A 26746-nucleotide genomic window follows, 5' to 3' on the forward strand; every position below is an offset into this window, starting at 1 on the left:
GCCAAAGCCGCTCACCTTCGGCGCAGCGGCTCCCGCGAGAGGCCCTGCGCCGCCAGCGCGTCGAGATAGGCCTGCATCTTCGCCTCGCCCGTCTCGCCGAGCTCGCGCAGATAGTCCCAGCCGAAGATACCGGTGTCGTGCATGTCGTCGAAGGTGAGCTTCACGGCATAGTGACCCACCGGCTCGACCGAAAGGATCTCGACCTCGGCCTTGCCCGGCTCGGTCTTCTTCTGCGTCGGCCCGTGGCCCTGGACTTCGGCGGACGGACTCTCGACACGCAGCAGTTCCGCGGAGAGCGCGTGGCTCGCGCCGTCATCGAAGCTGACGTGAAGGGTCCGGCGGTCCTTCGAGAGGCGGATTTCGGTCGGCCAGGATGACATGGGCTTGGCTCGCTAGGGTGAGGCCGCGACAAGGCTGCGCTTGACCTTGGGCGCAGCAATGCCAATGTCCTGCCTTGATGGCAATGGCGCCGGCCCGTTTTAAGGGCGCGGCGTTCAGCGTGACCGGGACGGAATTCAGGCCGTGCTTTTCGACAGCACCACACCAGAGACGACGCGGCACGAGATCAAGCCGCTGACGCGGCCCGTGCTGACGGACCCGTTCGGCCGCGATATCTCCTATCTGCGCATCTCCGTGACGGATCGCTGCGATTTCCGCTGCGTCTACTGCATGTCCGAGGACATGACCTTCCTGCCGAAGCGCGACCTGCTGACTCTGGAGGAGATCGACCGCGTCGCTTCCGCCTTCGTCGCGCGCGGCACCCGCAAGCTGCGCCTCACCGGCGGCGAGCCGCTGGTCCGGCGCGACGTGATGAGCCTGTTCCGCTCGCTTTCGCGGCATCTGGTGTCCGGCGCGCTGGACGAGCTCACCGTGACGACCAACGGCTCGCTGCTCGACCGCTATGCGCAGGAGCTGGCAGATTACGGGGTGCGCCGCATCAACGTCTCGCTCGATACGCTCGATGCCGCGAAGTTCCGCAAGATCACGCGCTGGGGCGACCTCGGCAAGGTGCTCGGCGGCATCGAGGCCGCGCGCAAGGCGGGGCTTCGGGTCAAGATCAACGCCGTCGCTCTCAAGGGCGTCAACGAGGACGAGATCGAGGGGCTGATGACCTGGGCCCATGGCCTTGGCATGGACCTGACGCTGATCGAGGTGATGCCGCTCGGCGAGATCGAGCCCGGGCGGATCGACCAGTTTCTGCCGCTCTCGATCGTCCGGGCGCGGCTGATGGACAAGTACAACCTCGTCGAGGACCCCTATCGCACGGGCGGGCCGGCGCGCTATGTCCGCGTCAAGGAGACGGGCGGCCTCGTCGGCTTCATCACACCGATGACCCATAATTTCTGCGAGAGCTGCAACCGCGTGCGCCTGACCTGCACCGGCACGCTCTACATGTGCCTCGGCCAGGAGGACGCCGCCGATCTGCGCGCGCCGATCCGCGCCTCCGCCGACGACGCCCTGCTCCACCGTGCCATGGAAGAGGCGATCGCGCGCAAGCCCAAGGGCCACGACTTCATCATCGACCGGCGCGGCAACAAGCCGGCCGTCGGGCGGCATATGAGCGTCACCGGCGGCTGAGCGCTCCTGCCCCTCGGTTCGACATGGGGACGATGGCTCGGTGTCGAAGCACGTGTCTTGACGCGCTTCCGCAAAGCCTTAACGGTTCCTTTATGGCAAGCGTTGCGGGCGTTCGATGATCAGAGGCGTGCTTATTCGGCTCAGGTCGATCGCCGATGGCGTCTGGCGCTTCCTGCGGGAGACGCACATCGTCAGGCTGGCGATCATGGCCGTGAAGCTCTGGCGGTCGCTGCGGCTCCTCTCCATCGCCCTTGCGGTGCTCGTCCTGGGCTGCACCAGCCTCGCCGGCCTGTCGGCCCGCCTCGTGTTCGTCACCCTAGCCCCCGCTTCGCCGAGCGGCATTGGCGCCGGGATCGCGGCCGGTCTCGTCGGACTTGTCCTGCTCGAACTCTGTGCGGTGGTGGCTCTCGCGGGGATCGAGGCCGTGTTGCAGCTCGCCCATGATACCGGCCGGCATCGCTCCGGGGCATTGCTGACGCTCGCGACGATCCTCGCGGCAGCCGGCGCGGCTGGCTCGCTGGCCGATGGCGCCGCGCTGTCCGTGACGGCCTGGTTTTCAACCGGCATCGCCGCGATGCTGATCGCGATCACCGGCTGGTTCCAGCGGGCCTATCGCCGGCCGGCATGGCGCGGCTTCCGGGATTTCCATGCCGATGTCGTCGAAGCGCGGCACTTCCTGGCGAGAGCCGCCCATGACGTCTGAACCACGCCACGGCAGCGGCGCGCTGCCGCCGATCACCGCCCATCACTTGGCCGAACTCGTCCAGGCCGGGGATCGCGGCGCCAGCGACGCGCTGGAGAACAATCCGCCGCCGCATTCGGCCCTGCTCTCACAGACCGAACTGACGCTGCTGGCGCGCGTCATCGAGATCTTCGGCGCGATCCGGCAGGAGGCGGCGGTCGCGCTCAACGCGCTGCATGCCGAGATCGCCGGGCGGCGCGAGCTGTTCACCCAGGAGCGCTACGAGGGGCGGGTCCGCTCGATCGAGGCCTCGATGCGGGCGCTGCTCAACCGCCATGGCGGCGAACTGGAACAGCGGGTGTATGACGCGCTCAAGGCCAAGCGCGAATACGAGTACTTCAATTACGCGCATCGCCGCACGGCCGACCCCAAGGTCGACAAATGGCAGTTCATCATGCTGTTTCTGGTCGTTCCGCTCGCGCTGGAGAGCCTGCTGAACGGCAACTTCTTCGCCGAGGCGAGCGAATTCGGGCTTGTCGGCGGCGCGGCGACGGCCGTCATCATCTCGGCCCTCAATATCTCGCTGGGCTTCCTCGTCGGCATGTGGCCGGCGCGCTATTGCCAGCATGTGCGCGCCTCGCACCTGTTCTGGGCGCTGCCGATCTATGCCGGCATGATCGCGCTGATCATCTGGTTCAATCTCGCGGTCGGGCATTACCGCGAGATGCTGATCGCCTCGCCCGATTCGCGCTCGCTCCAGGTGCTGCCGCGCGTGCTGGAGAGCCCGTTCGCCATCACCGAGCTGAAATCGGCGGCATTGGTGCTCATCGGCTGCATCGTCGCCTTCGCCGCCGCAGTGAAGGGCTATTCCGCCTTCGGCAGCTATCCCGGCCATGGCGCCGCCTACAAGCGGTGGCGGCAACGCTGGAGCGCTGTCGAGGAGGAGCGCCGCCGGCTCGATGTCACGCTGCTGCCCGAGTTGGAGGCGATCCGCTCCGGGATCGGCGGCTTCACCGAGGATTGCGCACGCGAACTCGCCCGGCTGCAGAGCTCGAAGGCCGCGGCGGAACAGGCGCGGGCTCTCTACGCCGCGCGGCTGGCGCAGCTGCGCAGCGCCAAGGATGCGGCGCTGATGCAGTATCGCGAGGCCAATCTGCGCGTGCGCACGGACATGCCGCCCGCCTATTTCTCGCAGTCGCTGAACGTCGCCGAGATCGACCAGCCGACGGAGCTGCCCGAATATGGAGCGGTCAGGGCCCTGATCGACGATTACGAGCGGCAGCTCGCCAATATGCCGCCCCTCGTCGAGATGAAGCTCCGGGAGCGTCTCGCACTGGTGCGCGGGCTCGATCTCGCCGGCGAGGTCGAGCGGCTGAAGACGCGCGCCGCCGAGGCCGGCCGCGACGCCTTCGAGCAGGACGAGGCGGCGCGCAAGCAAGCTAATGCGGAATTCGCCGCAATGCAGCGCTAACCGGCGCAGGCGGCCCATCGGCAGGATGAAGAGCAAGAGATGAAGAGCGAGAGCTGGGCGATCGTCGCCTCCGTGCTGGCGGGCGTCGCACTGGTCGGTTTCTTTGCAGCGCCGTCGCTGTTGCGAGGGCCGCCGCGGGATGACGAGTCGCTCTGCCTCAAGACCGGTGCCGTCGGGCATACGCTGGTTCTGGTCGACAAGAGCGACCCCTGGAGCGAGGTCCAGGCCGGGCGGCTGAAGCGGCTCGTCAAGAAGATCGGCGACGAACTGCCGGCCGAGCGGATGCTGTCGATCTACGTCTTCAACGACGCATTCGAGCCCGGCTTCCCGCCGCTGCTCTCGCTGTGCAATCCCGGACGCACGGCGAGCGAGCTGATCGGCAATCCACGCCGCGAATATGTCCGCTGGACCGAGAAATTCGGCCGCCCGCTCGACGAGGCGCTGGCGGTGCTGTCGCAGCCCGCCAAGGGCAACCTGTCGCCGATCGCGGAAGCCGTGGGCGATGTCGTCTCGCGGCCCGAAACCCGCGTGCGCGACGGCGACAAGGCCCTCGTCCTGGTTTCCGACATGCTGCAGAACTCGAGCCAGTTCACGGTGTTCGGCTCGAACCAGGCCGCGCGCGACCCGGAGCGGCTGAAGCGACTCGTCGGCAAGATCTGGCAGGATTCCGGCGCCAAGGGCTGGCAACTGCAGGTCCACCAGGTCCAGGGCGTCTATGATCCGCAGCGCCTCGAACAGGCCGGATCGCTCTGGCAGCAGACGTTGCGCGGCCTCAACGTACCCTTCGTCTGGGAGCGGCTGTAGGGCCGGCCCTCACATCCGGTAGGCCATGCGCACGCCGCCCCAGTGGCGACCGGCGACCCGCAACGGCGCATCGACCTCGCGCACCATCTCGGTCACGCCCCCGCCCATATCGCGCAGATAGGACTGGACGAGGAAAGGCCGCACCGAGCGTGCCGCAGCAATGCCGGCGCGGTCGTCGAAGATGCGCCGATTGCGGGCATGAGAGGCGTTCCAGACTGGATCGCCGCTGCGCTGCGGCAGGGCCTGGGCGGCGTTGTGGACCGGGATATAGCCGTTGCGGTCGATCGGCACCGTGAAGAGCAGGCGCGGGTCGCTTGCGAGCATGCCCGCCATCACCCGCGGCAGGATCTGCTCGAGCAGCAACAAGGCGCGGTTGCCGTATTGCTGAGGGTCGGTATCGGGCAAGGCGACGTAGTCGACGTCGAACAGATCGGCCTGGCTGACGAGGCCGCGGGCCAGTGCGTCGGCCATCAGCGCGGAGAGCTCGGCGGCGAAGGCCTGCGCCCGCTCGATCAGCGGCCGGTAGGAACCCTCGACGGTCTCGAGCAGGCCGTCGAGCAGCCGCAGTTCGTCGAGCGCCGCCCGATCGAAAGCCATGTGCAGGCCAAGGTCGCTTGTCGCTGTCATGCGGCAGGGCAGCGGCGGCAGATCGGCGATCTCGATCGTGCCGGAAAGCCCTGGCTCCAGCTTGCGGTCCTGGGGATTGGCCAAGAGGGCACCGCCGCGGCTGAGGTCGATCGTCCGGCTGACGATATCGACGCCGCCGAGTTGCACTCGCACACGATGCTCGACCGGGAAGCGATCATGCGTGCGCCGGTCGGCGAAGGACGAATGCCGCATCGTCGGGATGAAGCGGCGCAGCATGCCGCCGGCCTGGCTGGCGCCCTTGGAGGCCGCCCGGCGGGCATTGGCGCTTTCGGTGGCTGCGGACAGCGCCGCTCGATCGATCTCGTCGACATGCTGCACGACGGTATCGACAAAACGCGCCGTCGCACCGGCGTTGCGCGAGAGTTCGGCCGTCGCCGCGGCCTGCTCCTGCGCGGCGTCGCCGATTGCGGCAATCACCGGATTGACCTCGCGGACCATCTGCAAGGCGTCGGTGACGATGAGGGCGGAGCCATGGGCTGCCTGCGTCAGCCGGTCGACCCGGCGGCGGACATGCTCCACCGCTTCGCGCACCTCGACGGAGAGCAGCTTGACCTCCTGGGCAACGACGCCGAAGCCGCGCCCCGCCTCGCCCGCCCGGGCCGCTTCGATGGAGGCATTCAGAGCCAGCAGGTTGGTCTGGCGCGCGATCTCGGCGATCGAGTCGACGATGCTGCGGATCTCAGTCGTCGCGACCGCGAGCCCGCCCATCATCTCGGTCGCTTCGCCGGCGCGGGTGGCGGCGGCGTCGAGCCGCTCCTGTGCATGGCTCATCGACGAGCCGATCTGGTCGGCGGCGTCTGCGAGCTGCTGCGAGGCAGAGACGAGGGAAACCGAATTGGCGCTGGCGGTCGCGGTCGCGGCCCTGATCGCGGGAACGCTCGCATGGATGGCGCAGGCGCGCGCCTCGGATTCGGCAGAGAATTGCTCGGCACTGGCGAGATCGGTCGCGAGACGGCGCATCGCCGCCACCACGTCCTGCTCCAGCACGCCTACAGCCTCGCGGCCGGCGGCGGCTACCGCATCGGCGACCTCGGCAGCGGCAGCCGGGACCGGTTCCGCCACCACGGCGGGCTCGACCGCAGCCGCGCGGCTTCGACTGCTCAGCCAGCGTCGAACGCCACGGTGCATCAGCCCACCCTATTACGTTTGGTCGCCTCTTTATGGTTCGACATCGTTAAGAAAAGCTGACCACTGCGCCGCAAGCAGGAGGACCGGGCGCCGGCAGGCATGGACCCACGCAGGGAGCGCCTGTAAGGCTCCGGAACGAGGGCGCGCGATACCCGCCGCGAGCCTTTGGCCCAATCCTCCCAGCCGTGACCCGCCCAGCGAGGCTGCCATGACGAGCAACATTTACGACGTCATCGTCGCCGGTGTCGGCGCCATGGGGTCGGCTGCGTGCTGGCAACTGGCGAAGCGCGGGCTGAAGGTTCTCGGACTGGAGCGTTTCGACCTCGGCCATGCGATGGGCTCCTCGCACGGGCTGACCCGGATCATCCGGCTCGCCTATTTCGAGGGCTCGCAATATGTGCCGATCGTCCGGCGCGCGCATGAGCTCTGGCAGGAAACCGGGGCCGAGGCCGGGATGCAGCTCCTGCATGTGACCGGCTCGCTCGATCTGGCACCGAAAAACAGCGGGCCTGTCGAGTCCTCCCTGCAATCCTGCCTCGACCACGGCCTGACGCATGAAGTGCTCGACGGCCGTGAGATCGCGCGGCGCTTCCCCACTTTCCAGCTGCCGGAAGGCCATATCGGCCTGTGGCAGCCGGATGGCGGCTTCGTCGCCTCGGAGAAGGCGATCTATGCCCATGTCGGGCTGGCGCAGGCGCGCGGGGCCGAGATCCGCACCAACGAGCCGATGCTCGACTGGGCGCCGACGGCCGATGGCGGCGTCACGGTGCGCACGGAACGCGGTACATACTCGGCCGGACGGCTGGTGATCACCTCGGGCGGCTGGATCGCCGATGCGGTTCCGGCGCTGGCGAAGACGGTCACTACCGTGCGGCAGGCGATCGGCTGGTTCACGGCACGCCGGCCGGAGCTGTTCCGTCCGGATGTGTTCCCGGTCTTCATCCTCAGCGTCGAGGAAGGCAATTTCTACGGCTTCCCGCTCTATGAGCATCCCGGTTTCAAGCTGGGCGGGCCGCATTTCGGGCGCGAACCGATGGATCCGCGCGAGGACGACCGAACGCCGAGCCCCAAGCAGGTCGCGCTGATCCGCGAATGCCTGGCGCGCTACATCCCGGACGCCGCGGGCGAGCCGCTGACGCTGAAGGGCTGCGTCTACAGCGTGACCCCGGACGACGATTTCATCATCGACAGCGTCCCCGGCGTGCCGCAGGCGGTCTTCGCCTCATGCTGCTCCGGCCACGGCTTCAAGTTCGCCAGCGCCATCGGCGAGATCCTGGCGGACCTTTCGACCTCGGGCCACTCCGGCTTCGACCTGCGACCCTTCTCGCTCAGCCGCTTCGCCGCCTGAAGCCCTGACCGGAAGACGCCGTGGCCAGCTTCGAACAAAACCGCCGCGGCATCCTCGCCATGCTGGCCGCTATGACGTTCTTCGTCTGCAACGACGCGCTGATGAAGCTCGCGCGCGAGGTCTATCCGGCCGGCCAGGCGATTGCGCTGCGCACCGCCTTCGCGCTCCTGGCCTCGCTCGGTCTCGTGATCGCCTTCAAGGAGACGCGCAAGCTCCCGCTCGCGCTGCGGCCGATCGTTCTGGCGCGCGGGCTGATCGACGCCGCCGTAACGCTGACGTTCATCTGGTCGCTGAAGATGCTGCCGCTGGCCGATGTGACGGCGATCCTGCTGGCCGCGCCGATCATCATCGTGGTCCTTGCGGTCGTGCTTCGAATCGAGAGCGTGGGCTGGCGGCGCACGGTCGCGATCTTCGTCGGCTTCTGCGGCGTCCTCGTGGTGCTGCGGCCGGGAACCGAGTCCTTCGACGTCGCGGCCCTGGCCGCGCTCGCCAGCGCCACGCTCGCCGCCTGTCGCGACCTGCTGACGCGCCGCATCGGCAATGAAATCCCGTCGACCGTGATCGCGCTGATGACGACGGCGATCGTCGGCTTCGTTGCGCTGTGCTTCGGCGTCTTCGAGGTCTGGCAGCCGGTCTGGCGGCACGAGACGCTCTATCTCGCCGCCGCCGCGACATTGCTCGCTGGCGGAAGCCTCTGCATTATCAGCGCCTACCGCAACACCGATGTCGGCGTCGTCTCGGGCTATCGCTACTCGGTCGTCATTCTCGCCGTCATCGTCGGCTATCTGGTCTGGGGCCATGTGCCCGACCCGATCGCCGGGCTCGGCATCGCGTTGATCGTCGGAAGCGGGCTCTACACCATGCACCGGCAGCGCATGCTGGCCGATTCCAGGCTCAAGCCCCTGGACCGCTCGCCCTCATGACCCACATCGCCTCCAAGCCCACCCTGACGGTGCTGGTCGCGATGTCGGTGCTGCAGCCGATCGCGCTGAACCTGCTCGCCCCGGCCACTCCAGCGCTCTCGCGCCATTTCGGCTCGAGCTATGCGGCGATCCAGCTCACGCTGACGCTGTTCCTGGTGGCGGTGGCGCTGACGCAGCTGGTCAGCGGGCCGCTCTCCGACCGCTATGGCCGGCGGCCCTGCGTCATCGCCGGCATCGTGCTGTTCGTCGCAGGCTCGACGCTGGGCGCGCTGGCGCCCTCGATCGAGATGCTGCTGCTGGCGCGCATCCTCGAAGGCGCCGGCTCCGGCTCGGTCTTCGCGCTCTCTCGCGCGATCATCCGCGACACGGCGAGCCGCGACGAGGCCGCAGGCCAGATCGCCACCGTGACCATGGTGATGGTGGTGGCGCCGATGGTCGCGCCCTGGCTCGGCGGCCAGATCGAAACCCTGTTCGGCTGGCGCATGATCCTCTGGTTCATGACCGTCGTCGGCACGCTCGTGCTGGTGATGACGATGGCAGGGCTGCCGGAGACCGCCCCCAATCTCGGGCAGAAGACGCCGCTGCTCGGCGTCTTCCGCGCCTTCCCGCAGCTCATCGCCCACCGTGGCTTCCTGCTCAACGTCACCGCGGTCACCACCAGCGCGTCCGCCTTCTTCGCCTTCATTGCGGCGGCGCCCTTCATCGTCGTCGAGACGATGGGGCGCGGGAGCGACGTCTATGGCAGCTATTTCATCCTGAACGCGCTCGGCTACATGGCCGGAAACTTCGCCATGGCACGGCTGGTGAGGCGCCTCGGCGCGCCGCGCATGGTCCATCTCGGGCTGGTGATCTCCTTCATCGCAATGACGATCGCGGTGCCGCTGGCGCTACGGGCGGACTGGTCGCCGCTGATGCTGTTCCTGCCACTCGCGCTCAACGCCTTCGGCAACGGCATGACCATTCCCGGCTCGACGGCCGAAGCCCTGTCGGCCCGGCCGGAGCTCGCCGGCTCGGCTTCCGGCCTGATGGGCGCGATCCAGCTCGGCTTCAGCGCCCTGATGACGGTCGCGATCAGCTGGCTGGTGACGATATGGCCGATGTCGCTCGTCGTGATGATGTGGGTTCTGACCACGATCGGACTGATCGCGGTCGAACTCGGCCGGCGCGCGCGGGTCGGCCGCTGACGCGAACCGACCGCGCCTTGCGGCAGGCCTTCAGTCCTCGAGGCGAACGAGCAGGCTCGACGTGTCCCAGCGCTTGCCACCGAGCTTCTGGACCTCGGCATAGAACTGGTCGACCAGCGCGGTGACGGGCAGTTGCGCGCCGTTGCTGCGAGCCTCGTCCAGCACGATGGCGAGGTCCTTGCGCATCCAGTCGACGGCGAAGCCATAGTCGAACTTCCCGACATTCATGGTCTTGCCGCGGTTCTCCATCTGCCAGGAACCGGCCGCGCCCTTCGAGATCACCTCCAGCATCGCCTCGACATCGAGCCCGGAACGCTTGGCGAAATGGATGCCCTCGGAGAGCGCCTGGACGAGGCCAGCGATGCAGATCTGGTTGACCATCTTGGTGAGCTGGCCGGAGCCGGCCGGGCCCATCAGCTTGCACATGCGGGCGTAAGCCGCGATCACCGGCTCGGCTCGGGCGTAGTCCGCCTGCCCGCCGCCGCACATCACGGTCAGCACGCCGTTCTCGGCGCCGGCCTGCCCGCCCGAGACGGGCGCATCGACGAAGCCGAAGCCGGCGGCCTTCGCGGCTGCATCCAGCTCGCGGGCGACATTGGCGGAAGCCGTGGTGTGATCGACGAAGAGCGCGCCCTTGGCCATGCCGGCGAAAGCGCCCTGCTCGCCCAGCGTCACCGAGCGCAGATCGTCGTCATTGCCGACGCAGGCGAAGACGATCTCCTGGCCCTGCGCCGCATCGGCCGGGGTCGGCGCCGAGATGCCGGCATGCTGGGAGACCCAGGCCTGCGCCTTCGTCGGGTTGCGGTTGTAGACCGTGACCTCGTGGCCCTTGGCCTTGAGATGCCCCGCCATGGGATAGCCCATGACACCCAGACCAATGAAGGCGACCTTTGCCATGCGATGCTCTCCCGCTTGCGCTGCCTGGCCGATGTAGCCTGCCATCGCCCGGGTGGAAAGCCACGCCGCCTCTCTGCGTCGCCGCAACGATTGCCGGCCGGGGCCCAAGAGACTACGTCCTGTACCATGACGATATCGAACGAAGACGAACTGGCGGGCTTGCGCGAGACGGGGCGCATCGTCGCCAACGCGCTCGCGGCGATGGCCAAGGCGCTGGAGCCCGGCATCACCACGGCGGAACTCGACGACATCGGCCGCGCGCTGCTCGAACGCGAGGGCGCGCAGCCAGCGCCCGAGCTGGCCTATGGCTTTCCCGGCGCGACCTGCATCAGCGTGAACGAGGAGATCGCCCACGGCATTCCCGGCCCGCGCCGGATCGAGGCCGGCGACCTCGTCAATATCGACGTCTCCGCCGAGAAGAACGGCTTCTTCGCCGATACCGGCGCGTCCTTCGGCGTTCCTCCGGTCTCGGCCAGGACGGCGCGGCTATGCCGCGACGGCCGCCGCGCGCTCTTCGCCGGGCTCGGCCAGGTGGGAGCCGACAGGCCGATGGCCGGTATCGGGCAGGCGATCGGCCGCTTCGCGGCCAAGAACGGCTATACGCTCGTGCGCAATCTCGCGAGCCACGGCGTCGGCCGCTCGCTCCATGAGGAGCCGACCGAGCTCGCGACATGGCCGGACCGCGGCGAGCGTCGCCGGATGGAGAAGGGACTGGTGTTCACCGTGGAGCCGTTCCTCTCGCTCGGCGCGGCCTGGGCAGAGGACGGCGACGACCCGTGGACGCTCTACAGCGAGCCGCGTGCGCCCACCGTGCAATACGAGCACACCGTGGTCGCAACCGCGCAGGGGCCGCTGATCCTGACCCTGCCGGGCTGAAGCCAGGCTCAGCGCAGCGCCATGTGCCGCGTCAGGCGCAGTTCCAGCCGGTCCCAGACGCGCCGCACCACCTCGACCACGGCAAGGTAGATCAGCGCGGCGTAGAGATAGATCGAGATGTCGAAGGAGCGGGCGAAGGCGAGCCGCGTCGCGCCCATCAGGTCGAACAGCGTCACCAGCGAGGCAATGGCGCTCGACTTGATCATCACGATCAGCTCGTTGCCGAGCGGACGCAGCGCCAGGATCATCGCCTGAGGCATGATGACGAGGCGCAGGCTCGCCCAGCGGTGCAGGCCGAGCGACAGCGCACCCTCGAACTGCCCGCGCGGGATCGACTGGATGGCACCGCGCAGGATCTCGGCCTGATAGGCCGCCGTGTTGATGGTGAAGGTCAGCAGCGCACAGTAGAACGGCTCGCGGAAGAACCACCACAGCCCGGCATCCTGCCAGAACAGCCGGAACTGGCCGAGCCCGTAATAGACCAGGAAGAGCTGGCAGAGCAGCGGCGTGCCGCGGAAGAAGGTGGTGTAGCCGTTGATCGCGACCTGCGCCCAGCGCGGCCCATAAAGCCGCGCAACCGCCAGGCCGACGGCCAGCGCGAAGCCGATCGTCACCGAGATCGCGACGAGCTGGAAGGTGATCCACAGGCCGCTGAACATGCGGCAGCCGTAGTTCTGGAAAACCTCGCTGCCGACGATGTAGCCCGGATACTCGCACCAGTTCATCGCGTCGCGCCCCCGAAGGCGGCATAGCCGCGATTGGCGCGGGCTTCGAGCCGGCCGATGCTCCAGGCCGAGATCAGCGAGAAGAACAGGTAGATCGCCATCGCCGCGCCGAAGAACAGGAAGGGCTCCTTGGTCACGACATTGGCGCGGGTGGTAATGAACATGATGTCGGGCAGCGTGATCACCGAGACCAGCGAGGTCTCCTTGAGCAGCACCATCCAGTTGTTGCCGAGCCCCGGCAGCGCCACGCGCATCAGTTGCGGGAAGACGACGAGCCGGAAGGCCTGCGCCTTGCTCAGGCCCAGCGCCGCTGCAGCCTCGCGCTGGCCGGGCTGGATCGAATTGAGCGCGCCCATCCAGACCTCGCTGGAAAAGGCGGAGAGCACCATCCCGAGCGCGATCATCCCGGCGACGAATGGCGGCATGCTGAAGGAGCCCGCCAGGCCGAGCTTCACCCAAAGTTGCTGCAGCAGGATCTGGACGCCGAAATAGACGATGTAGAGTGTCAGCAGCTCCGGCACGCCACGGAACACCGTGGTGTAGATCGTCGCCAGCCGGCGCAGCCAGGCCTTCTCCGAACGCTTGGCGAGAGCGATCGCCAGACCGAGCGCCAGCCCGAAGGGCAGCGTCGCGAGTGCGATCGAGATCGTGATGGAGGCGCCCTGCAGCAGGGCCCAGCCCCAGCCACCGGGCCCGAAGCCGAGCAGGGCGAATTTTTCGAGCATGGCGCCGCCGATGCGGGAGGGGCGAACGCAGCCGGCCCGGACGGGCCGGCCGACGGGTTCAGGACGAGCGGATCACGAGACGGCTCGGATCAGTCGTATTTGAACCACTTGTCCTCGAGCTTCTTGTGCGAGCCGTCGGCGATGGCCTCGGCGATCGCCTTGTTGATCAGCTCCTTCAGCGCCGTATCCGACTTGCGCACTGCGCCCGCCACGCCGGCACCATGGATGGCATCATCGCGCTTGACCTCGGCGATCCTGCGGCAGCAATCCTTGCCCTGGCCCCTGAGGAAATCGGCGAGCGCCAGGGCATCGGCGACGTTGTAGTCGAGCCGGCCGTTGATCAGGTCGAGATTGGCCTCCTCCTGCGTCGGGTACAGGCGGATGTCGGAATCCTTGTAGAACTTCTCGAGATAGTTGGCGTGGATGGTCGAGCTCTGGGTGCCGATCGTCTTGCCCTTGAGCGCAGCCGGCGAGATGTCGTCCGATTTGGTGTTCTTCGGGCCGACCGCCCAGATCGGGGTCTTGCTGTAGACGGCGGTGAAATCGACCTGCTTCCTGCGCTCGTCGGTGGCGTTCATGCCGGCGAAGATGACGTCGTACTTATTGGCCTGCAGGGCCGGGATGATGCCGTCCCAATCCTGCACCACCCAGGTGCATTTCACCTTCATCTTCTCGCAGAGCAGGTTGCCGAGATCGATCTCGAAGCCCTCCAGCTCCTTCTTGGCATTGAGGTTGTTGTACGGCGGATAGGCGCCTTCGGTGCCGATCCGGATCTCCTTCCACTCCTTGGCCTGCGCCAGGGCACCGGAGGCGCCGACTGCCGTCAACAACGCAGTGGCGATGAATCGCGCGAAACCGTTCATAGGACCTCCACTAGGTTCGGCCGGCGGGCATTCCCTCTTCTCCCGTCCGACTCTGCCCGCAGATTGTGCGATGCCGCGCACTGGCCGCAAGCGGAGATTAGGCGCATATGGCTGCCGCCATGGCGAATTCTTCGGCAGCAGCGACAGAGCTGCGCCGGGGCTGTCAGCGGGAGCCGGCGCGGGCCAAGCGGTCGTCGAGCACCGCGACGACCCAGATCGCGAAGCCGCCCAGCGCCAGCGCGCTACCGACCCAGCCGGTCGACGACCAACCATAGCCCGCCGCGATCGCCATGCCGCCGAGCCAGGGGCCAAGCGCATTGGCGGCGTTGAAGGCGCTGTGGTTGAGCGCCGCTGCGAGCGTCTGCGCCTCCTCTGCCACGTCCATCAACCTTGTCTGCAGCATCGGGCCGAGGCCGCCGCTGGTGCCGATCAGGAAGATTACGGCACCGACCGCCCAGATATTGCCGGTGGCGAAGGGAAAGATGGCGAGTGCGCAGGCGGTCCAGAGCAGCATCCCGCCGATCGCCGGCATCAGCGCGCGGTCGGCCAGCCAGGCTCCGACCAGCGTGCCGGCGGTCAGCCCCAGGCCGAAGACGCAAAGGATGACCGGGACTACCGCCGGCGAGACCAGCGTGACCTCCATCAGCGTCGAGGCGACATAGGTGTAAACGGCGAACATGCCGCCGAAGCCGATGGCGCCGATGCCCAGCGTCAGCCAGACCTGGCGGCGGCCGAGCGCGCCGAGCTCGCGCAGGGGGCTCGCGCCCGGCTGGACCTTGTCGCGAGGCGCATAGGCGAAGACCAGCAGCACCGTGACCAGCGCGAGCAGCGCGACGATGCCGAAACCCCAGCGCCAGCCCAGCGCCTGCCCCATCCAGTTGGCGAAGGGGACGCCGATGATGGTCGCGACTGTGAGCCCGAGCATCACCCGCGCCACCGCCTGCGCACGCCGATTCGGCGGCGAGAGCGAGGCCGCGACCAGCGCCGCCACGCCGAAATACGCGCCGTGCGGCAGGCCGCTGAAGAAGCGGAAGACCAGCATCCAGCCATAACTCGGGGCGAGCGCGCTGAGCAGGTTGGCGACGGCGAAGACCGCCATCAGCCCGATCAGCAGGGTATGGCGGGCAACCCTCGCCGCCAGCACGGCGATGATCGGCGCGCCCACGACGACGCCCAGCGCATAGGCGCTGATGACATGGCCCGCCGTCGGCTCGTCGATGCCGAGCCCGACCGAGAAATAGGGGACGAGGCTCATCACCGCGAATTCGGCGGTGCCGATGGCGAAGCCGCCCATCGCCAGAGCGAACAGGACGAGCCCGACATGGGCGCCCGGCCGCTCGGCCGCCGCCTCGGCATGCGCTCCACAAGTCCCGGCGTCGGTCGCAATGGTCATGGCTCTTCGATCTTCTATGGCACCGCAGCAAAAAACACTGCACCGCAGCATAATGCCATAGCCATGCATTCTCCGTCGGATCAACACGGCGTGAGGAGCGTCGACATGATTTGTATGCATGGATGGCGCGCAACGCTTATAAAGCATCGGCTCGAAAAGCGGCATGCGGCTCCCGGGAAAAGTCGATGCGAGATCAAAGGCCTGGATCATCAGAGCGAATGCCGTGTTCGGCCCGATCAGCTAGAAGCCGCGCACGCCCTCGCAGATCCTGCTAAAGACCGCCGATGATCCCCTGGATTCACCTCGACACCGCAACCCTGCCCGGCCGCGGCCCCGACCGCGAATTGCGGCTGAAGCGCCGCGGCGCCGAATTCTCGATCAGGCTCGGGTCGATCGAATTGATGAACAGCCGCCTCAGCGGCTCGGAGGAGGCGCTGGCGACACTGGTCGCCGCGCGGCTCGCGGGGCGGACGGATCCGCGGATACTGATCGGCGGGCTCGGCATGGGCTTCACGCTGCGGGCGGCGCTGGCGAGCTTCGGCCCCGGCGCACGGATCACGGTGGCCGAACTCGTTCCCGCCGTCGTCGCCTGGGCTCGCGGGCCGATGGCCGAGCTCTTCGCCGGCAGCCTGGACGACCCTCGCGTCACCGTGACGGAGCGGGACGTCGCGCAGGTCATCGCGGAGAATGCCGGCGGCTACGATGCGATCCTTCTCGATGTCGACAACGGCCCGGAAGCGCTGACCGTCGCCGCCAACGACCGGCTCTATGACCAGGGCGGCCTCGGACTGGCAAAGGCGGGGCTGCGGCCGGGCGGCGTGCTGGCGGTCTGGTCGCAGGGGCCGGACCGCAGCTTCACGCAGCGCCTGAAGCGGTCGGGCTTCGCGGTCGAGGAGGTGATGGTGCGCGCGCATCGTGGCCGCAGCGGCGCGCGGCACGTGATCTGGCTGGCGCGCCGGTCCTGATCCGCTCTGGCATCGCGAAGGCGGCCCGGGTGAGCCGCTCGGCACTTCGCAGCACAACGCAACTTCACGCGACACTAGCCGAAAGTCGAAAGACACGGCTTTGAAAACGCTCGCGATTGGTACGCCGTTCCTCTAGAAATGCGCAGCGCGTGTCCAAGTTTCCGGCGAGCGCCATCGAGCTGCCTGCCAATGCCACAAATGCTCGGAAATCCGAGGCATATCGAGGAGATGCCCTTTATGAAGCGCCGTCAGTTTCTGCAGACCGCAACCGCCGGCGCAGCCGCCGCCACGATCGCCTCGCCTGCGATCGCGCAAGCGAATCCGGAGATCAAATGGCGCATGGCGTCGAGCTTCCCCAAGTCGCTCGACACGATCTACGGCGCCGGCGAGACGATGGCCAAGATGGTCTCCGAGCTGACCGACGGCAAGTTCCAGATCCAGGTCTTCGCGGCGGGCGAGATCGTCCCGGGCCTGCAGGCGCTCGACGCGGTGTCGAACGGCACGGTCGAGTGCTGCCACACCGTTTCCTACTACTATGTCGGCAAGGACCCGACCTTCGCGATCCCCTCCTCCGTGCCGTTCGGCCTCAACACCCGCCAGCAGAACGCCTGGATCGCGGAAGGCGGCGGCGAGGCGATGTTCAACGAGTTCTGGAAGAAGTTCAACGTCGTCGGCGTCCAGACCGGCAACACCGGCTGCCAGATGGGCGGCTGGTTCCGCAAGGAGATCAAGACCGTCGCCGATCTGCAGGGCCTGAAGATGCGCATCGCCGGCATCGCCGGAAACGTGCTGCAGAAGCTCGGCGTGGTGCCGCAGCAGCTCGCTGGCGGCGACATTTACCCTGCGCTCGAGAAGGGCACGATCGACGGCGCCGAATGGGTCGGCCCCTATGACGACGAGAAGCTCGGCTTCGCCAAGGTTGCGCCTTACTACTACTATCCCGGCTTCTGGGAAGGCGGCCCGGCGGTCCACTCCTTCATCAACATCGAGAAGTGGAACTCGCTGCCGAAGAACTACCAAGCCGCGCTCAAGGCGGCGGGCGCCTATGCGACCACGCATATGACCGCGCGCTACGACGTGCAGAACCCGCCCGCGCTCAAGCGCCTGGTCGGCGCTGGCGCGCAGCTGCGCCCGTTCTCGCAGGAGATCCTTGAAGCCTCGCTGAAGGCGTCGAACGAGCTCTACACCGAGATCTCGGCCAAGAACCCCGACTTCAAGAAGATGATCGAGGCGATGCAGACTTTCCGCAACGACCAGTACCTCTGGTGGCAGGTTGCGGAACTGTCCTTCGACGTGTTCCAGGTGCGCACCCGCGCCCGTTGACACAGGCTGGCCGGCGCGCTTGCCGCGCCGGGACGGCACCGATCAAGCCCGGCTTCGGCCGGGCTTTTTCGTGCCGGCGCCCTCCCCGATGCCAATTGCGCGAGGCCGGGTTTCCTGCCGCCGGCGCGGCGCCTATGTTCTGCGTGTCGCCACGATCCCGCCCTTCCGGGGCGCTATCCGGCGATCATCTGATTCCGGATCCTCGCCATGCTCCGTCTCGCCGGCCTCTCGCTCTCCGTCCTTCTCGCCGCCGCGGGGGCGCAGGCGCAGTCGATCGGCCAACCACTGCCGGGGCGCGCCCAGGTCCAGGAGCGGTTCAAGCCTGCCCATGCCGAGCGCAATGCGGCACGGCCCTGCCCCGAATACGGGCCGGGCTTCTTACGCGTCGAGGGTTCGTCCTTCTGCGTGCGGGCCGGCGGTTCGGTCCGGGTTGAATTCGGCAAGAGCTCGCGGAGCGGCTATGGCTCGAACGTCGGCGGCCTCGTCCAGTTCGAAGGCCGCGGCCAGTCCGGCATCGGCGAGGTGAGGACGGTGGTGCGGATGCGCGGCCAGATCGACCGCAACCTGGAATCGGGCAGCTACCAGTACCGCTGACCGCCGGCTTCGGCGCTCGACCGTCATCCGACGAGCCGCGCCACTTCCTCTCGCAGCACGGGCACGAGTTCGTCCTCGAACCAGGGATTGCGCTTCAGCCAGGCGTTGTTGCGCCAGGACGGATGCGGCATGGGCAGGACCCGCGGTCGGCCCGGCCGTTCCAGAATCGCACGCCAGTCCCCGACGGTCGCCGAGAGCTTCGCCCCCGCCTGCGGGCCGAGATGCCAGGCCTGAGCATAGCGGCCGATCGCAAGGACGAGTTCGACGGAAGGCATCGCGGCAAAGACACGGGCGCGCCAGGTCGGCGCGCATTCGCGCCGCGGTGGCAGGTCGCCGCCCTTCGCATCGAGCCCCGGGAAGCAATGGCCCATCGGCACGACCGCGACCTTGGCCGCGTCGTAGAAGACGGCCTCGTCGATGCCGAGCCAGCGGCGCAGGCGCACGCCGGACGGATCGGTGAAGGGCCGCCCGCTGGCATGGACGCGGGTGCCGGGAGCCTGGCCGGCAATGCACAGCCGCGCTGTAGCCGAAGCCTGGATCACCGGCCGGGGCTGGTGCGGCAGCGGCGGCAGATAGAGCGGCGCATCGCGGCAGATGCGACAGGCGCGCAGGGCGTGCAGCACCGCGTCGAGGCTTTCCCCTTCCGTCATCGCCTGGCCAGAAGCGCCCCGCCAGGAACGCGCGAAATCAGCCCGTCGCAGCTCCAGGTCGCCGGCCCCGCGTTGGCGCCCTCGGGATCGCCCGGCTCGACCGTCGCCATGCCGTTGATGCGCCCGCTCAGGCGGCTGCGCAGGATGTAAAGGCGTCCGCTGCGCTCGACGGTGAAGCAGTACGTCCGGCGGGTCTCATGCGGCCCGTAGTAGTAGCAGACCGCATCGCTCGTCGTCGTCCAGCAGGCGTCGCGGTTCGGCACGCCGCGGTTATGGCCGGTGGCGCGGCCATCGCGGTGGTGATGCTCGCTGAAGGGCTGGTTGCTGCCGGAATAGCGCCCCGCGACCGTGTTGCCCTCGAAGGCGCGACGGATCGCCTCGCCGTCCAGCCGCTCGGCCGCCGCGGCGTCGGCGACAGACAGGAGCATGGCCAATGCAACGGCAAGGCCCCGCATCAGCGCGCTGCGAAGCGCCGGCGCGACATCGGCGGCTCCGGTGCCTTCGAGATCAGGCCGTCGCAATACCAGGCCTCGCCATTGTCGCCGTGCTTGCGCGGATTGCCGAGTTCGACGGTTGCCAGGGCATTGATCTGGCCATTGCCGGCATTGCGCAGCACGTAGAGGTCGCGGTTCTGCTCGACCGTGAAGCAATGCACCGTTCGGTCGCTCTGCGGGCCGTAATAATAGCAGACCTGGTCGGCCCTGGTGGTCCAGCAGGCATCGCGGTTGGGCTGCCAGCCATTATGGCCGAGCGCACGCCCGTCGGGCTCGTGATATTCGGTGAAGAAGCCGCCATTGGTGTAACGGCCGCTGACCGTATTGCCCTCGAAGGCACGCCGGATCGCCTCGCCGCCGAGACGCTCGGCGGCCGACGCTGGGGCGAAGGGTAGCGCCAGCGCCACCAGCATGAGCAGGCGTATCAGCATCAGGCCTTCCAGCTCGGCCGCGCCGAGAGCTCGCCATGCCAGCGCCGGACATGAGCGAAATCCTCCGGCAGGGGGATGCGCGAGGGCTTCATGAAGTCGATGGCGATGCCGGCGGTGATATCCGCGACCGTCAGTTCCTCGCCACAGAGATAGGGGTTGGCGGCAAGCTGCAGGTCGAGAAGCAGGAGATGGTCGTCGATCTGCTCGCGATTGGCCTCCGCCCATTCCGGCACCTGGTCCTCGAGCTCGGCCATCGCCGGGTGGGAGTGCCGGAACACCGCCGAGACAGCCGTGAACAGGCCAAGCTCGACGCGCCTGTTCCACATCTCGATCAGGGCCTGTTCCCTGGCATCCCTGCCGAAGAGCGGCGGCTGCGGGTGCAGGCTCTCGACATAGCGGCAGATCGCGATCGTCTCGGCGAGAGCGGTGCCGTCGTCGAGCACCATAACCGGCAGGCGCTGGGACGGGTTCAGCCGGGTGAAGGCCTCGCTCCTGTGCTCCTTCTTGGCGATGTCGACCGGAACGAGTTCCGGAAGCGGCACGCCCTTCTCGGCGAAGAATATCCGCACCCGTCGCGGATTGGGCGCGCGACCGCCATCATAGAGCTTCATCGTGGTTCTCTCCGCGAATGCCGCGCGACCCGACCATGCCCGAGCCCGGAGCGTCAATCCTTTCAGGGGCTTTCGTGATGGTTCTGTGGCAGCAACCCGCTGATCTCAAGCATCGGCTTCTTCCGAAAACCGGCCTCGACTTTTCGGGCCGATGTATCAACGCCCCTGCGCCCGCCGCCAACTCTCCGGGGGCTCGAAACGGTAGGCCCAGATGCCGCGCCCGGCCGCCTTCGCCTGCGCTTCCTCGGCGCGATAGCCGCCATAGGCCACGGCGTGCCCCTCGCGCACCAGCGTCGCATTGATATCGGTCTCACCCTGGCGGCACTGCGCGAGGCCGCGGCCATAGCGGTCGACCTTGCCGATCTCGCAGGTAACGATGCCGCGCGCCAGAAGCCGCTCGAGCGCCCGGCGGGCCATGCGGCCGCAATCGACCGTCCGGCCGGAGCCGTCGGTGCCACTCTGCCGCAGTTCCGGCGCGTCGAGGCCCTGCAGGCGCAATTCCTCGCCGGCGAGCCGGAGCGAATCGCCATCGATGACACGCGCCGCGCCGACGAGCGTTCGCGCCGGGCCCAGCCGGTACTGCAGCACGCCCCCGGCAATCGCCAGCAGGCCGACGAGGCCGAGCGCCACGACGATGTCCACCGGACGGCTGACGCGCCGCCAGCCGAGCGGACCGAATTTCGAATGGTTGATTCCGAAGCGCGTCATCAGGAAGAGCTTAACGATTTGCCGACCATGATAGCGAGCCCGTAGCGCATCCTGCGCACGGGAAGAGGAAGAGTTGCGTCTTTCGTCATGCCTGAAGTGACGGCCGAACAGGTGCAGCGTGGGCGGGGTCCGGACCCGCGCGCCCTTGCGCGCCGCAAGCATGTCAGCCGCGAGGTCAAATCGATCCGCGAGCGCCTGACCTCGTCGACCGGCCTCGAACGCGCCTTCGACTACGAATTGCTGCGCGTCTTCGCCGAATACCGGATCAGCGGCTCGGTCGGCACGCTGGTGCTGGCCGTCGGCATCGCTGCGGCGTCGTGCTTCTGGGTACCGGTCTACCAGGCGGTTCCCTGGATCGGCGCCGTGCTGCTCGCAACCACCGTGATGCTGCTGATGTGCCGCCGCTTCCTGGCGCAACCCGCCGGCGACCTCGCGATCCGCCGCTGGCGCCGGATGTTTGCGCTCGGCGAATGCCTGCATGGCAGCTCCTGGGCGCTGATCCTCGTCGTGTTCGCGCAGGTCGATGCGCCGGGCGCCAACATCTTCGTCACCACCACGCTGCTGATCGTCAGCGCGCTGACGGTGATGGTGGCCGCATCCATCCCCGTCGCGGTCTATGCCGGCCTCGCACCGATCACATTCGGGACGGCGGCCTTCTTCTGGGGGCGCACCGAGATCGACAGCCTGACCACCGCGGTCATGGCGGGCTCGGCACAGCTCTTCTTCGTCTTCCTCGCGCACCGGCTCCATGTCAGCTCCGTCTCGACCATCGCCTTCCGGGCGGAAAAGGACGCACTGATCGCCGAACTCGAGACCGCCAACGCCAATTCCGACGAGGCCAGGCGCAAGGCCGAGGAAGCCAATCTCGCCAAGTCGCGCTTCCTCGCGACGATGAGCCATGAACTGCGGACCCCGCTCAACGCGATCCTCGGCTTCTCCGAGGTCATGAAGAACGAGGTTTTCGGCGGGCATGCCAATGCGGCCTACAAGGAATATTCGGCCGACATCCACGGCTCGGGCCAGCACCTGCTCGAACTGATCAACGAGATCCTCGACCTGTCGCGCATCGAGGCCGGCAAATACGAACTGAACGAGGAGGCGATCTCGCTCGCCGGAATCGTCGATGATTGCCGGCACATGCTCAAGCTGCGTGCCAAGACCAAGGGCCAGAGCATTCGGGAGGCCGTCGAGCCGGACCTGCCGCGCGTCTGGGCCGACGAGCGCGCGATCCGGCAGGTCGTCCTCAACCTGCTCTCCAACGCGATCAAGTTCACCCCCCCCGGCGGCGAGATCACCGTCAAGGTCGGCTGGACCGTCAACGGCGGGCAATATGTCTCTGTCACGGACACCGGCCCCGGCATCCCCGAGGAAGAGATCCCGATCGTGCTGCAGAGCTTCGGGCGTGGCTCGCTGGCGATCAAGACCGCCGAGCAGGGCTCGGGCCTCGGCCTGCCGATCGTGAAGGGGCTGATCGACCTGCATGGCGGCGGCTTCAACCTGAAGTCGAAGCCACGCGCCGGAACGGAGGTGACAGTCACGCTGCCGCCGGTGCGCGTGATGGACACGCTCGCGGCGCTGCCGCAGCCGGCGACGCGGGCGGCGTGAGCCGGCAGCCTCGTCAGTTACTGGCGAAGCAGTAGAACAGGCCGCCGCCCCCAGTTCCGCGCAGGGCCTCCTGGCTGCAGCCGCCACGCGACAGATGGGAAGTGTTCCAGGATTTCGAAGGCGGCGTATCGTCCAGCCCCGTGCGGTCGTGGTGGCCCATCATCACCGCGCCCTCCGTGCCGCTCAGGGTGTAGTTGCCGCAGGTGCGATCCTCGCCCGGCCCGAAGGCGGTGCCGTCCGCCTGCGAACCCGTCAGCATGTCGTGCTGGTTCGGGGTGTCGCCGCGGCCGTTGACCGGCTCGCCCTTCTCGTTGAGCGCGGTCTGCTTGGTGAGATTGGCGGCGCCGCCATGCAGATCGGCGAGGCTCGCGGCGACGACCGCGCCCTTGGCGTTCTGCCACGGTCCGGCCCCGATGCGGTCCCGGGCGTTGACCGCCGGTACGCCGCCCGCGGCCTGGGTCGAGAGATAGGCCCGCCAGGTCTTGCCGCCGGCGCCCGCCGCCTGGGCGAGCCGCTGGCAGATGGCGTCCGCTCCGGCGAGCCCGCCGAGATCGGCCCCCTTACCGGAGCCGGCGCTGGTGACGAAGAAGGTCATGCCGGCCGTCTGGGCGTCTGCCGGACCGGCGACGAGTCCCAAAAGCCCGGCTGCCGCAACCAGGCCGAAACAGCTTGCGCGCGTCATGTGTCTCTCCCGTGGCTTCGCGTCCCCGGGAGCGGTCTCGCGGATGCGGCCGCTCGGGACGACCGCAGTCAGCGTGTCAGCATATCCCGGGATCGGCAAGGCGACGGCCGGACTACCCCTCGCCGCGCGGTGCCGTGGCTACTCCTTGCCCGCGACGCCGGCCTGCGCGAAGGTCGCCATGCCGCCATGGATCGCTGCCGCAGCCTTGACGAGGCTGGCCGCCAGCGCGGCGCCCGTCCCCTCGCCCAGCCGCATGTCGAGCGCCAGCAACGGTTGCTTGCCGAGATGGGCCAGGACATCGCGATGCGCGCCTTCGGCCGAGAGGTGGCCGGCGAGGCAGTGGTCGATCGCGGACGGGTCGAGCGCGTGCAGGATCGCGGCAGCGGCCGTCACGACATAGCCGTCGAGGATCACCGGGATGCGCTGCGAGCGGGCGGCGATGATGGCGCCGCAGATCGCCGCGATCTCGCGTCCGCCGAGGCGGCGCAGCACCTCCAGCGGGTCCTTGAGATGGGCGCCGTGCAACGCGAGCCCGGCCTCCACGGCCGCGACCTTGCGCTTCAGGCCGGCGTCGTCGAGGCCGGTGCCGCGCCCGCACCACAAGGTCGCATCGCCGCCATAGAGCGCGGCATAGATCGCCGCCGCCGAGGTGGTGTTGCCGATGCCCATCTCGCCGAGGCAGAGCAGGTCCGTGCCGCCGACCAGCGCTTCCATGCCGAAAGCCATGGTGGCGACGCAGGCGCGCTCGTCGAGGGCGTCGCCTTGCGTGAAATCGCCGGTCGGCAGATCGAGCGCGAGGTCGAAGACCTTGAAGCCGAGGTCGAAGGCGGCGCAGATCTGGTTGATGGCCGCGCCGCCGGCAGCGAAATTCTCCAGCATCTGGCGGGTCACGGCCTGTGGAAAGGCCGAGACGCCCTGCGCGACGACACCGTGGTTCCCGGCGAAGACGCAGACCAGCGGCCGGTCGACGCTCGGCTTCGCCTTGCCCTGCCAGGCGGCGAGCCATTCGGCTATCTCCTCCATGCGGCCGAGGCTTCCGGCCGGCTTGGTCAGGTCCTTGTCGCGGGCGCGGACGGCATTGGCGGCGGCCATGTCCGGGCCCGGCATCGCGGCAATGAGTTCGCGAATGTCGTCGAAGGGAAGTCCTGAAGCGGCCATGGCAGTGATCCAGATGGAAAGGGCGGCCGGGCGTGGCGGCGGGGCCGTGGCTGCTGCTATAGGCTGCGGCTCGCGAAGACAATCGAGGACGGCGCCATGGCCGATGCGCAGGACGAGATCGCAGGCGCAACGCCGGAGGATACGCCGAGCCCCCCGTCATGGCCGGGCTGGCCGGTCGCGACCGCGATCTGCATCCGCTTCTATTCCCGCTTGCAGGTGCCACGCCTGCACGGGGAAAACGATCTCCACGGCCTGCCGGATTTCCGCATCGTGCCGCGCGCGCTGCCCTTCGCGGCAGTCGTGATCGCGCTGCCGGCGGCGCTGGTTCTGCTGGGCGCCGCGCTTGCCGGCGTCAGCGCGGCGCTCGCCGCCGGGCTTGCGGTAACGGTGTTTGCGCTGACGACGGGCGCCCTTCACGAGGACGGCCTCGCCGACAGCGCCGACGGGCTGTTCGGCGGCCATACGCCGGAGCGCCGGCTCGAGATCATGAAGGACAGCCGCGTCGGCTCCTATGGTGCGATCGCGCTCGTGCTCTCGCTGCTGCTGCGGGTAGCGGCGCTCGCGTCGATCCTGGAGGCGGCCGGTGCCTGGGCGGCGGCGGTGGCGGTCATCGCCGCCGCGCCCTGGTCCCGAGCCGAGGGCTTGCGCCTGCTGGCGACCGAGCCGCCTGCCCGCAGCGTCGGCACGGCCGCGGCTGTGGGCCAACCGACGCGGAGCACCGCATTCTTCGCGCTGACGCTTTCGGCAGCCCTCGCCAGCGCCGTCACGCTTGCATCCGCTCTGCCGATCGCAGGCCTTGTCGGCGGCCTCCTGCTCGCCAGCCTGGCCGCCAGGGTCATCGCAGGATCGAGCAGGCGGCTGATCGGCGGCCAGACCGGCGATATCCTCGGCGCGGCCCAGCAACTCGCCGAGATCGCGATCTATCTCGGCTTCGCGTTGGCGCTGGGACTTGCCGGGAAATGAGCGGCGTTTCCACGCCCTGCATCAGGATCTGCGTGATCGATCAGGCCCGCAGGCTGTGTGAAGGCTGCGGGCGAACGTTAGCCGAGATTGCAGGCTGGCCGCGGATGAGCGAGGCGGAGCGGCTCGAGATCATGCGGGAACTGCCGGGTCGCTTGGCGACGAGTGAACCGGAACGTTTCCGCTGACGCCATAGCGCCAATGGAACGTCGCCGCTCCCCTTCGCTCAGGCCAGGAGCGACCAGATGAAGCGACTGGCCACCACCAGCAGGAACAGCCCGAAGACAACCTCCAGCTTGCGCTTGGAAAGCCGGTGCGCGAGGCGTGCGCCCATGGGAGCGGTCCAGATCGAGGTCGGGATGAAGAGCAGGAAGCCGATCAGCGAGACATAGCCGAGCGAGAGCGGCGGCAGCACGTCCATCTTCGGCCAGCCGGCATAGATGTAGCCGAGCGCGCCCGGGATCGAGATCAGCACGCCGAGGCCGGACGACGTCGCGACTGCCTGATGAATCGGGCGGCCATAGAAGGTCATGAACAGGCTCGATAGCTGGCCCCCGCCGATGCCCATCAGGGCGGAGAGCACGCCGATGACCGAGCCATAGACGGACATCAGCACCTTGCCCGGCATCTCCGTGCCGAGCTTCCAGCGGTCGGAGGCGAAGAGAAGACGCAGCGCGCTGGCAACGGCGACGACCACGAAGACGATCTTGAACAGGTCGGCCGGCGCGAAGCGGGCGATGTAGCTGCCGGCCATGACGCCGAGCACAACGGGCAGCGCCCAGATCTTCAGGATCGAGATATCGACCAGGCCCTTGGCCCGGTGGGCGTTGAAGGAGCGGATCGAGGTCGGGATGATGATCGCCAACGAGGTGCCGACGCAGAGAGGCATGCGGATATCCTCGGGCACGCCGATGACGCGAAAGACCTCGTAGAGGATCGGCACGATGACCGCCCCGCCGCCGACGCCGAAGAGACCCGCCAGAACGCCAGTGGCGGCACCGGCGGCAACAAGAGAGGCAGCGAGGAAAACGAGTTCCTCGACCGATATTCCAGCAAACATGTAACCCGATCCGAAATAATTCGCCGCTGCTGTGGGCGATTTCCCGGCCCGGGGCAAGCACGCCTGAGCTTGAGCGGTATGCAGCGACGCAGTCCTTCGAGGGAAGCAAGAACGGTGCCCGAGACCGGAGACGCCAATGCTCCGCATGCGGACCCTACGTCACCTGGCGGCGGGACAGACAGGGCGATGATCTATAGGCTGCTGGCCGTGCCGGTAGGTCGGGCGCGCGTGAAAGGAGAAGGGCAGGAGCAACAGCGACC

29 protein-coding genes are annotated in these 26746 nt (G+C 68.1%); 14 read left to right on the top strand and 15 right to left on the bottom strand.

What is annotated here, in order from left to right; all coding sequences use genetic code 11:
• Positions 1–11: 11 nt before the first annotated feature.
• Positions 12–380: a DUF971 domain-containing protein gene (locus tag ASE63_RS00385; protein WP_056794889.1), complete on the bottom strand. Its 369-nt coding sequence runs from the start codon at positions 378–380 to the stop codon at positions 12–14.
• 184 nt (positions 381–564) lie between these two features.
• Between ASE63_RS00385 and moaA the strand changes: the two genes are divergently transcribed.
• From moaA to ASE63_RS00405, 4 genes are all read left to right on the top strand, one after another.
• Positions 565–1578: a GTP 3',8-cyclase MoaA gene (moaA, locus tag ASE63_RS00390; protein WP_244491260.1), complete on the top strand. Its 1014-nt coding sequence runs from the start codon at positions 565–567 to the stop codon at positions 1576–1578.
• Between the two features lie 127 nt (positions 1579–1705).
• Entirely contained in the window at positions 1706–2281 is a 576-nt protein-coding gene (locus ASE63_RS00395) for a hypothetical protein (RefSeq protein ID WP_156410128.1), read from the top strand.
• A complete protein-coding gene (locus ASE63_RS00400) occupies positions 2271–3731 on the top strand; it encodes a hypothetical protein (RefSeq protein WP_056794894.1) in 1461 nt (486 codons plus the stop codon). Before ASE63_RS00395 ends, ASE63_RS00400 begins: the two co-directional genes overlap by 11 nt.
• Positions 3732–3770: 39 nt before the next feature.
• A complete protein-coding gene (locus tag ASE63_RS00405) occupies positions 3771–4535 on the top strand; it encodes a hypothetical protein (RefSeq protein WP_056794898.1) in 765 nt (254 codons plus the stop codon).
• Between the two features lie 9 nt (positions 4536–4544).
• Here the strand turns inward: ASE63_RS00405 and ASE63_RS00410 are convergent, their stop codons facing one another.
• Positions 4545–6245, bottom strand: coding sequence for a methyl-accepting chemotaxis protein (locus ASE63_RS00410; protein WP_162261698.1), 1701 nt, complete (start codon positions 6243–6245; stop codon positions 4545–4547).
• 274 nt (positions 6246–6519) lie between these two features.
• Here ASE63_RS00410 and solA point away from each other — a divergent pair, with 274 nt between their 5' ends.
• The 3 genes from solA to ASE63_RS00425 are packed head-to-tail and all read left to right on the top strand — an operon-like array spanning position 6520 to position 9766.
• Positions 6520–7659 carry an N-methyl-L-tryptophan oxidase gene (gene solA / locus ASE63_RS00415; RefSeq protein ID WP_056794902.1) on the top strand — a complete coding sequence of 380 codons (1140 nt, stop codon included), beginning with the start codon at positions 6520–6522 and terminating at the stop codon, positions 7657–7659.
• 20 nt (positions 7660–7679) lie between these two features.
• Entirely contained in the window at positions 7680–8582 is a 903-nt protein-coding gene (locus tag ASE63_RS00420) for a DMT family transporter (protein WP_056794906.1), read from the top strand.
• Entirely contained in the window at positions 8579–9766 is a 1188-nt protein-coding gene (locus tag ASE63_RS00425; protein ID WP_056794909.1) for a multidrug effflux MFS transporter, read from the top strand. Before ASE63_RS00420 ends, ASE63_RS00425 begins: the two co-directional genes overlap by 4 nt.
• A 30-nt stretch (positions 9767–9796) precedes the next feature.
• Here ASE63_RS00425 and ASE63_RS00430 read toward each other — a convergent pair whose 3' ends face one another.
• Positions 9797–10708, bottom strand: a complete 912-nt coding sequence (locus tag ASE63_RS00430; RefSeq protein ID WP_280137428.1) for an NAD(P)-dependent oxidoreductase — start codon at positions 10706–10708, stop codon at positions 9797–9799.
• A gap of 81 nt (positions 10709–10789) precedes the next feature.
• Here ASE63_RS00430 and map point away from each other — a divergent pair, with 81 nt between their 5' ends.
• Positions 10790–11539, top strand: a complete 750-nt coding sequence (map, locus tag ASE63_RS00435; RefSeq protein ID WP_056794912.1) for a type I methionyl aminopeptidase — start codon at positions 10790–10792, stop codon at positions 11537–11539.
• Positions 11540–11547: 8 nt separating this feature from the next.
• Here map and ASE63_RS00440 read toward each other — a convergent pair whose 3' ends face one another.
• From ASE63_RS00440 to ASE63_RS00455, 4 genes are all read right to left on the bottom strand, one after another.
• Positions 11548–12264 carry an ABC transporter permease gene (locus ASE63_RS00440; RefSeq protein ID WP_056794914.1) on the bottom strand — a complete coding sequence of 239 codons (717 nt, stop codon included), beginning with the start codon at positions 12262–12264 and terminating at the stop codon, positions 11548–11550.
• Complete coding sequence (locus ASE63_RS00445; RefSeq protein ID WP_056794916.1) at positions 12261–12989, bottom strand: ABC transporter permease subunit; 729 nt, start codon at positions 12987–12989, stop codon at positions 12261–12263. The genes ASE63_RS00440 and ASE63_RS00445 overlap by 4 nt, the downstream gene beginning before the upstream one ends.
• An 89-nt stretch (positions 12990–13078) precedes the next feature.
• Positions 13079–13852 carry a transporter substrate-binding domain-containing protein gene (locus ASE63_RS00450; protein ID WP_056794918.1) on the bottom strand — a complete coding sequence of 258 codons (774 nt, stop codon included), beginning with the start codon at positions 13850–13852 and terminating at the stop codon, positions 13079–13081.
• A 163-nt stretch (positions 13853–14015) separates the two neighbouring features.
• Positions 14016–15245 carry an MFS transporter gene (locus tag ASE63_RS00455; protein ID WP_056794921.1) on the bottom strand — a complete coding sequence of 410 codons (1230 nt, stop codon included), beginning with the start codon at positions 15243–15245 and terminating at the stop codon, positions 14016–14018.
• A gap of 284 nt (positions 15246–15529) precedes the next feature.
• Between ASE63_RS00455 and ASE63_RS00460 the strand changes: the two genes are divergently transcribed.
• The 3 genes from ASE63_RS00460 to ASE63_RS00470 all read left to right on the top strand — a co-directional run bounded on the left by ASE63_RS00460 (position 15530) and on the right by ASE63_RS00470 (position 18127).
• Positions 15530–16210 (top strand): hypothetical protein, encoded by a 681-nt coding sequence (locus ASE63_RS00460; RefSeq protein ID WP_056794922.1) that lies wholly within the window; start codon positions 15530–15532, stop codon positions 16208–16210.
• Positions 16211–16447: 237 nt separating this feature from the next.
• Complete coding sequence (locus tag ASE63_RS00465; protein WP_056796467.1) at positions 16448–17533, top strand: TRAP transporter substrate-binding protein; 1086 nt, start codon at positions 16448–16450, stop codon at positions 17531–17533.
• 207 nt (positions 17534–17740) lie between these two features.
• On the top strand, positions 17741–18127 hold the full coding sequence (locus ASE63_RS00470) for a hypothetical protein (RefSeq protein WP_056794925.1): 387 nt from the start codon (positions 17741–17743) through the stop codon (positions 18125–18127).
• 23 nt (positions 18128–18150) lie between these two features.
• Here the strand turns inward: ASE63_RS00470 and ASE63_RS00475 are convergent, their stop codons facing one another.
• The 5 genes from ASE63_RS00475 to ASE63_RS00495 form a co-directional block, all read right to left on the bottom strand.
• Positions 18151–18777 carry a uracil-DNA glycosylase family protein gene (locus ASE63_RS00475; RefSeq protein WP_056794927.1) on the bottom strand — a complete coding sequence of 209 codons (627 nt, stop codon included), beginning with the start codon at positions 18775–18777 and terminating at the stop codon, positions 18151–18153.
• Complete coding sequence (locus ASE63_RS00480; protein WP_056794930.1) at positions 18774–19205, bottom strand: hypothetical protein; 432 nt, start codon at positions 19203–19205, stop codon at positions 18774–18776. The genes ASE63_RS00475 and ASE63_RS00480 overlap by 4 nt, the downstream gene beginning before the upstream one ends.
• A gap of 26 nt (positions 19206–19231) precedes the next feature.
• Positions 19232–19702, bottom strand: coding sequence for a hypothetical protein (locus ASE63_RS00485; RefSeq protein WP_056794933.1), 471 nt, complete (start codon positions 19700–19702; stop codon positions 19232–19234).
• Complete coding sequence (locus ASE63_RS00490; RefSeq protein ID WP_056794936.1) at positions 19702–20313, bottom strand: glutathione S-transferase; 612 nt, start codon at positions 20311–20313, stop codon at positions 19702–19704. The genes ASE63_RS00485 and ASE63_RS00490 overlap by 1 nt, the downstream gene beginning before the upstream one ends.
• Before the next feature lie 156 nt (positions 20314–20469).
• Positions 20470–21021 carry a thermonuclease family protein gene (locus ASE63_RS00495; protein ID WP_082609530.1) on the bottom strand — a complete coding sequence of 184 codons (552 nt, stop codon included), beginning with the start codon at positions 21019–21021 and terminating at the stop codon, positions 20470–20472.
• A gap of 87 nt (positions 21022–21108) precedes the next feature.
• Between ASE63_RS00495 and ASE63_RS00500 the strand changes: the two genes are divergently transcribed.
• Positions 21109–22626, top strand: coding sequence for a HAMP domain-containing sensor histidine kinase (locus ASE63_RS00500; protein ID WP_056794938.1), 1518 nt, complete (start codon positions 21109–21111; stop codon positions 22624–22626).
• A gap of 13 nt (positions 22627–22639) precedes the next feature.
• On the opposite strand, the gene ASE63_RS00505 is transcribed toward ASE63_RS00500, so the two are convergent.
• Both ASE63_RS00505 and cobT read right to left on the bottom strand, forming a co-directional pair.
• Entirely contained in the window at positions 22640–23308 is a 669-nt protein-coding gene (locus ASE63_RS00505) for a hypothetical protein (protein ID WP_056794941.1), read from the bottom strand.
• A gap of 138 nt (positions 23309–23446) precedes the next feature.
• Positions 23447–24466, bottom strand: a complete 1020-nt coding sequence (gene cobT / locus ASE63_RS00510) for a nicotinate-nucleotide--dimethylbenzimidazole phosphoribosyltransferase (RefSeq protein ID WP_056794943.1) — start codon at positions 24464–24466, stop codon at positions 23447–23449.
• 96 nt (positions 24467–24562) lie between these two features.
• Here cobT and ASE63_RS00515 point away from each other — a divergent pair, with 96 nt between their 5' ends.
• Together ASE63_RS00515 and ASE63_RS00520 are read left to right on the top strand one after the other, a co-directional pair.
• Positions 24563–25429 carry an adenosylcobinamide-GDP ribazoletransferase gene (locus tag ASE63_RS00515; protein ID WP_082609531.1) on the top strand — a complete coding sequence of 289 codons (867 nt, stop codon included), beginning with the start codon at positions 24563–24565 and terminating at the stop codon, positions 25427–25429.
• Positions 25426–25614: a DUF1289 domain-containing protein gene (locus ASE63_RS00520; RefSeq protein WP_056794945.1), complete on the top strand. Its 189-nt coding sequence runs from the start codon at positions 25426–25428 to the stop codon at positions 25612–25614. The genes ASE63_RS00515 and ASE63_RS00520 overlap by 4 nt, the downstream gene beginning before the upstream one ends.
• Positions 25615–25652: 38 nt before the next feature.
• On the opposite strand, the gene ASE63_RS00525 is transcribed toward ASE63_RS00520, so the two are convergent.
• A complete protein-coding gene (locus ASE63_RS00525) occupies positions 25653–26486 on the bottom strand; it encodes a sulfite exporter TauE/SafE family protein (protein WP_056794948.1) in 834 nt (277 codons plus the stop codon).
• Positions 26487–26746: the final 260 nt, after the last annotated feature.

Origin of the sequence: Allobosea sp. Root381 (genome assembly GCF_001429395.1) — a bacterium.
GTDB lineage: Bacteria > Pseudomonadota > Alphaproteobacteria > Rhizobiales > Beijerinckiaceae > Allobosea.

What these genes read in the sequence shown, in the direction of transcription:
- ASE63_RS00385 (WP_056794889.1), bottom strand. Translation starts at nt 380, where the DNA reads ATGTCATCCTGGCCGACCGAAATCCGCCTCTCGAAGGACCGCCGGACC.
- ASE63_RS00400 (WP_056794894.1), top strand. Translation starts at nt 2,271, where the DNA reads ATGACGTCTGAACCACGCCACGGCAGCGGCGCGCTGCCGCCGATCACC.
- ASE63_RS00405 (WP_056794898.1), top strand. Translation starts at nt 3,771, where the DNA reads ATGAAGAGCGAGAGCTGGGCGATCGTCGCCTCCGTGCTGGCGGGCGTC.
- solA (WP_056794902.1), top strand. Translation starts at nt 6,520, where the DNA reads ATGACGAGCAACATTTACGACGTCATCGTCGCCGGTGTCGGCGCCATG.
- ASE63_RS00425 (WP_056794909.1), top strand. Translation starts at nt 8,579, where the DNA reads ATGACCCACATCGCCTCCAAGCCCACCCTGACGGTGCTGGTCGCGATG.
- ASE63_RS00430 (WP_280137428.1), bottom strand. Translation starts at nt 10,708, where the DNA reads ATGGCAGGCTACATCGGCCAGGCAGCGCAAGCGGGAGAGCATCGCATG.
- map (WP_056794912.1), top strand. Translation starts at nt 10,790, where the DNA reads ATGACGATATCGAACGAAGACGAACTGGCGGGCTTGCGCGAGACGGGG.
- ASE63_RS00440 (WP_056794914.1), bottom strand. Translation starts at nt 12,264, where the DNA reads ATGAACTGGTGCGAGTATCCGGGCTACATCGTCGGCAGCGAGGTTTTC.
- ASE63_RS00445 (WP_056794916.1), bottom strand. Translation starts at nt 12,989, where the DNA reads ATGCTCGAAAAATTCGCCCTGCTCGGCTTCGGGCCCGGTGGCTGGGGC.
- ASE63_RS00450 (WP_056794918.1), bottom strand. Translation starts at nt 13,852, where the DNA reads ATGAACGGTTTCGCGCGATTCATCGCCACTGCGTTGTTGACGGCAGTC.
- ASE63_RS00455 (WP_056794921.1), bottom strand. Translation starts at nt 15,245, where the DNA reads ATGACCATTGCGACCGACGCCGGGACTTGTGGAGCGCATGCCGAGGCG.
- ASE63_RS00460 (WP_056794922.1), top strand. Translation starts at nt 15,530, where the DNA reads ATGATCCCCTGGATTCACCTCGACACCGCAACCCTGCCCGGCCGCGGC.
- ASE63_RS00465 (WP_056796467.1), top strand. Translation starts at nt 16,448, where the DNA reads ATGAAGCGCCGTCAGTTTCTGCAGACCGCAACCGCCGGCGCAGCCGCC.
- ASE63_RS00470 (WP_056794925.1), top strand. Translation starts at nt 17,741, where the DNA reads ATGCTCCGTCTCGCCGGCCTCTCGCTCTCCGTCCTTCTCGCCGCCGCG.
- ASE63_RS00475 (WP_056794927.1), bottom strand. Translation starts at nt 18,777, where the DNA reads ATGACGGAAGGGGAAAGCCTCGACGCGGTGCTGCACGCCCTGCGCGCC.
- ASE63_RS00480 (WP_056794930.1), bottom strand. Translation starts at nt 19,205, where the DNA reads ATGCTCCTGTCTGTCGCCGACGCCGCGGCGGCCGAGCGGCTGGACGGC.
- ASE63_RS00485 (WP_056794933.1), bottom strand. Translation starts at nt 19,702, where the DNA reads ATGCTGATACGCCTGCTCATGCTGGTGGCGCTGGCGCTACCCTTCGCC.
- ASE63_RS00490 (WP_056794936.1), bottom strand. Translation starts at nt 20,313, where the DNA reads ATGAAGCTCTATGATGGCGGTCGCGCGCCCAATCCGCGACGGGTGCGG.
- ASE63_RS00495 (WP_082609530.1), bottom strand. Translation starts at nt 21,021, where the DNA reads ATGACGCGCTTCGGAATCAACCATTCGAAATTCGGTCCGCTCGGCTGG.
- ASE63_RS00500 (WP_056794938.1), top strand. Translation starts at nt 21,109, where the DNA reads ATGCCTGAAGTGACGGCCGAACAGGTGCAGCGTGGGCGGGGTCCGGAC.
- ASE63_RS00505 (WP_056794941.1), bottom strand. Translation starts at nt 23,308, where the DNA reads ATGACGCGCGCAAGCTGTTTCGGCCTGGTTGCGGCAGCCGGGCTTTTG.
- cobT (WP_056794943.1), bottom strand. Translation starts at nt 24,466, where the DNA reads ATGGCCGCTTCAGGACTTCCCTTCGACGACATTCGCGAACTCATTGCC.
- ASE63_RS00515 (WP_082609531.1), top strand. Translation starts at nt 24,563, where the DNA reads ATGGCCGATGCGCAGGACGAGATCGCAGGCGCAACGCCGGAGGATACG.
- ASE63_RS00520 (WP_056794945.1), top strand. Translation starts at nt 25,426, where the DNA reads ATGAGCGGCGTTTCCACGCCCTGCATCAGGATCTGCGTGATCGATCAG.
- ASE63_RS00525 (WP_056794948.1), bottom strand. Translation starts at nt 26,486, where the DNA reads ATGTTTGCTGGAATATCGGTCGAGGAACTCGTTTTCCTCGCTGCCTCT.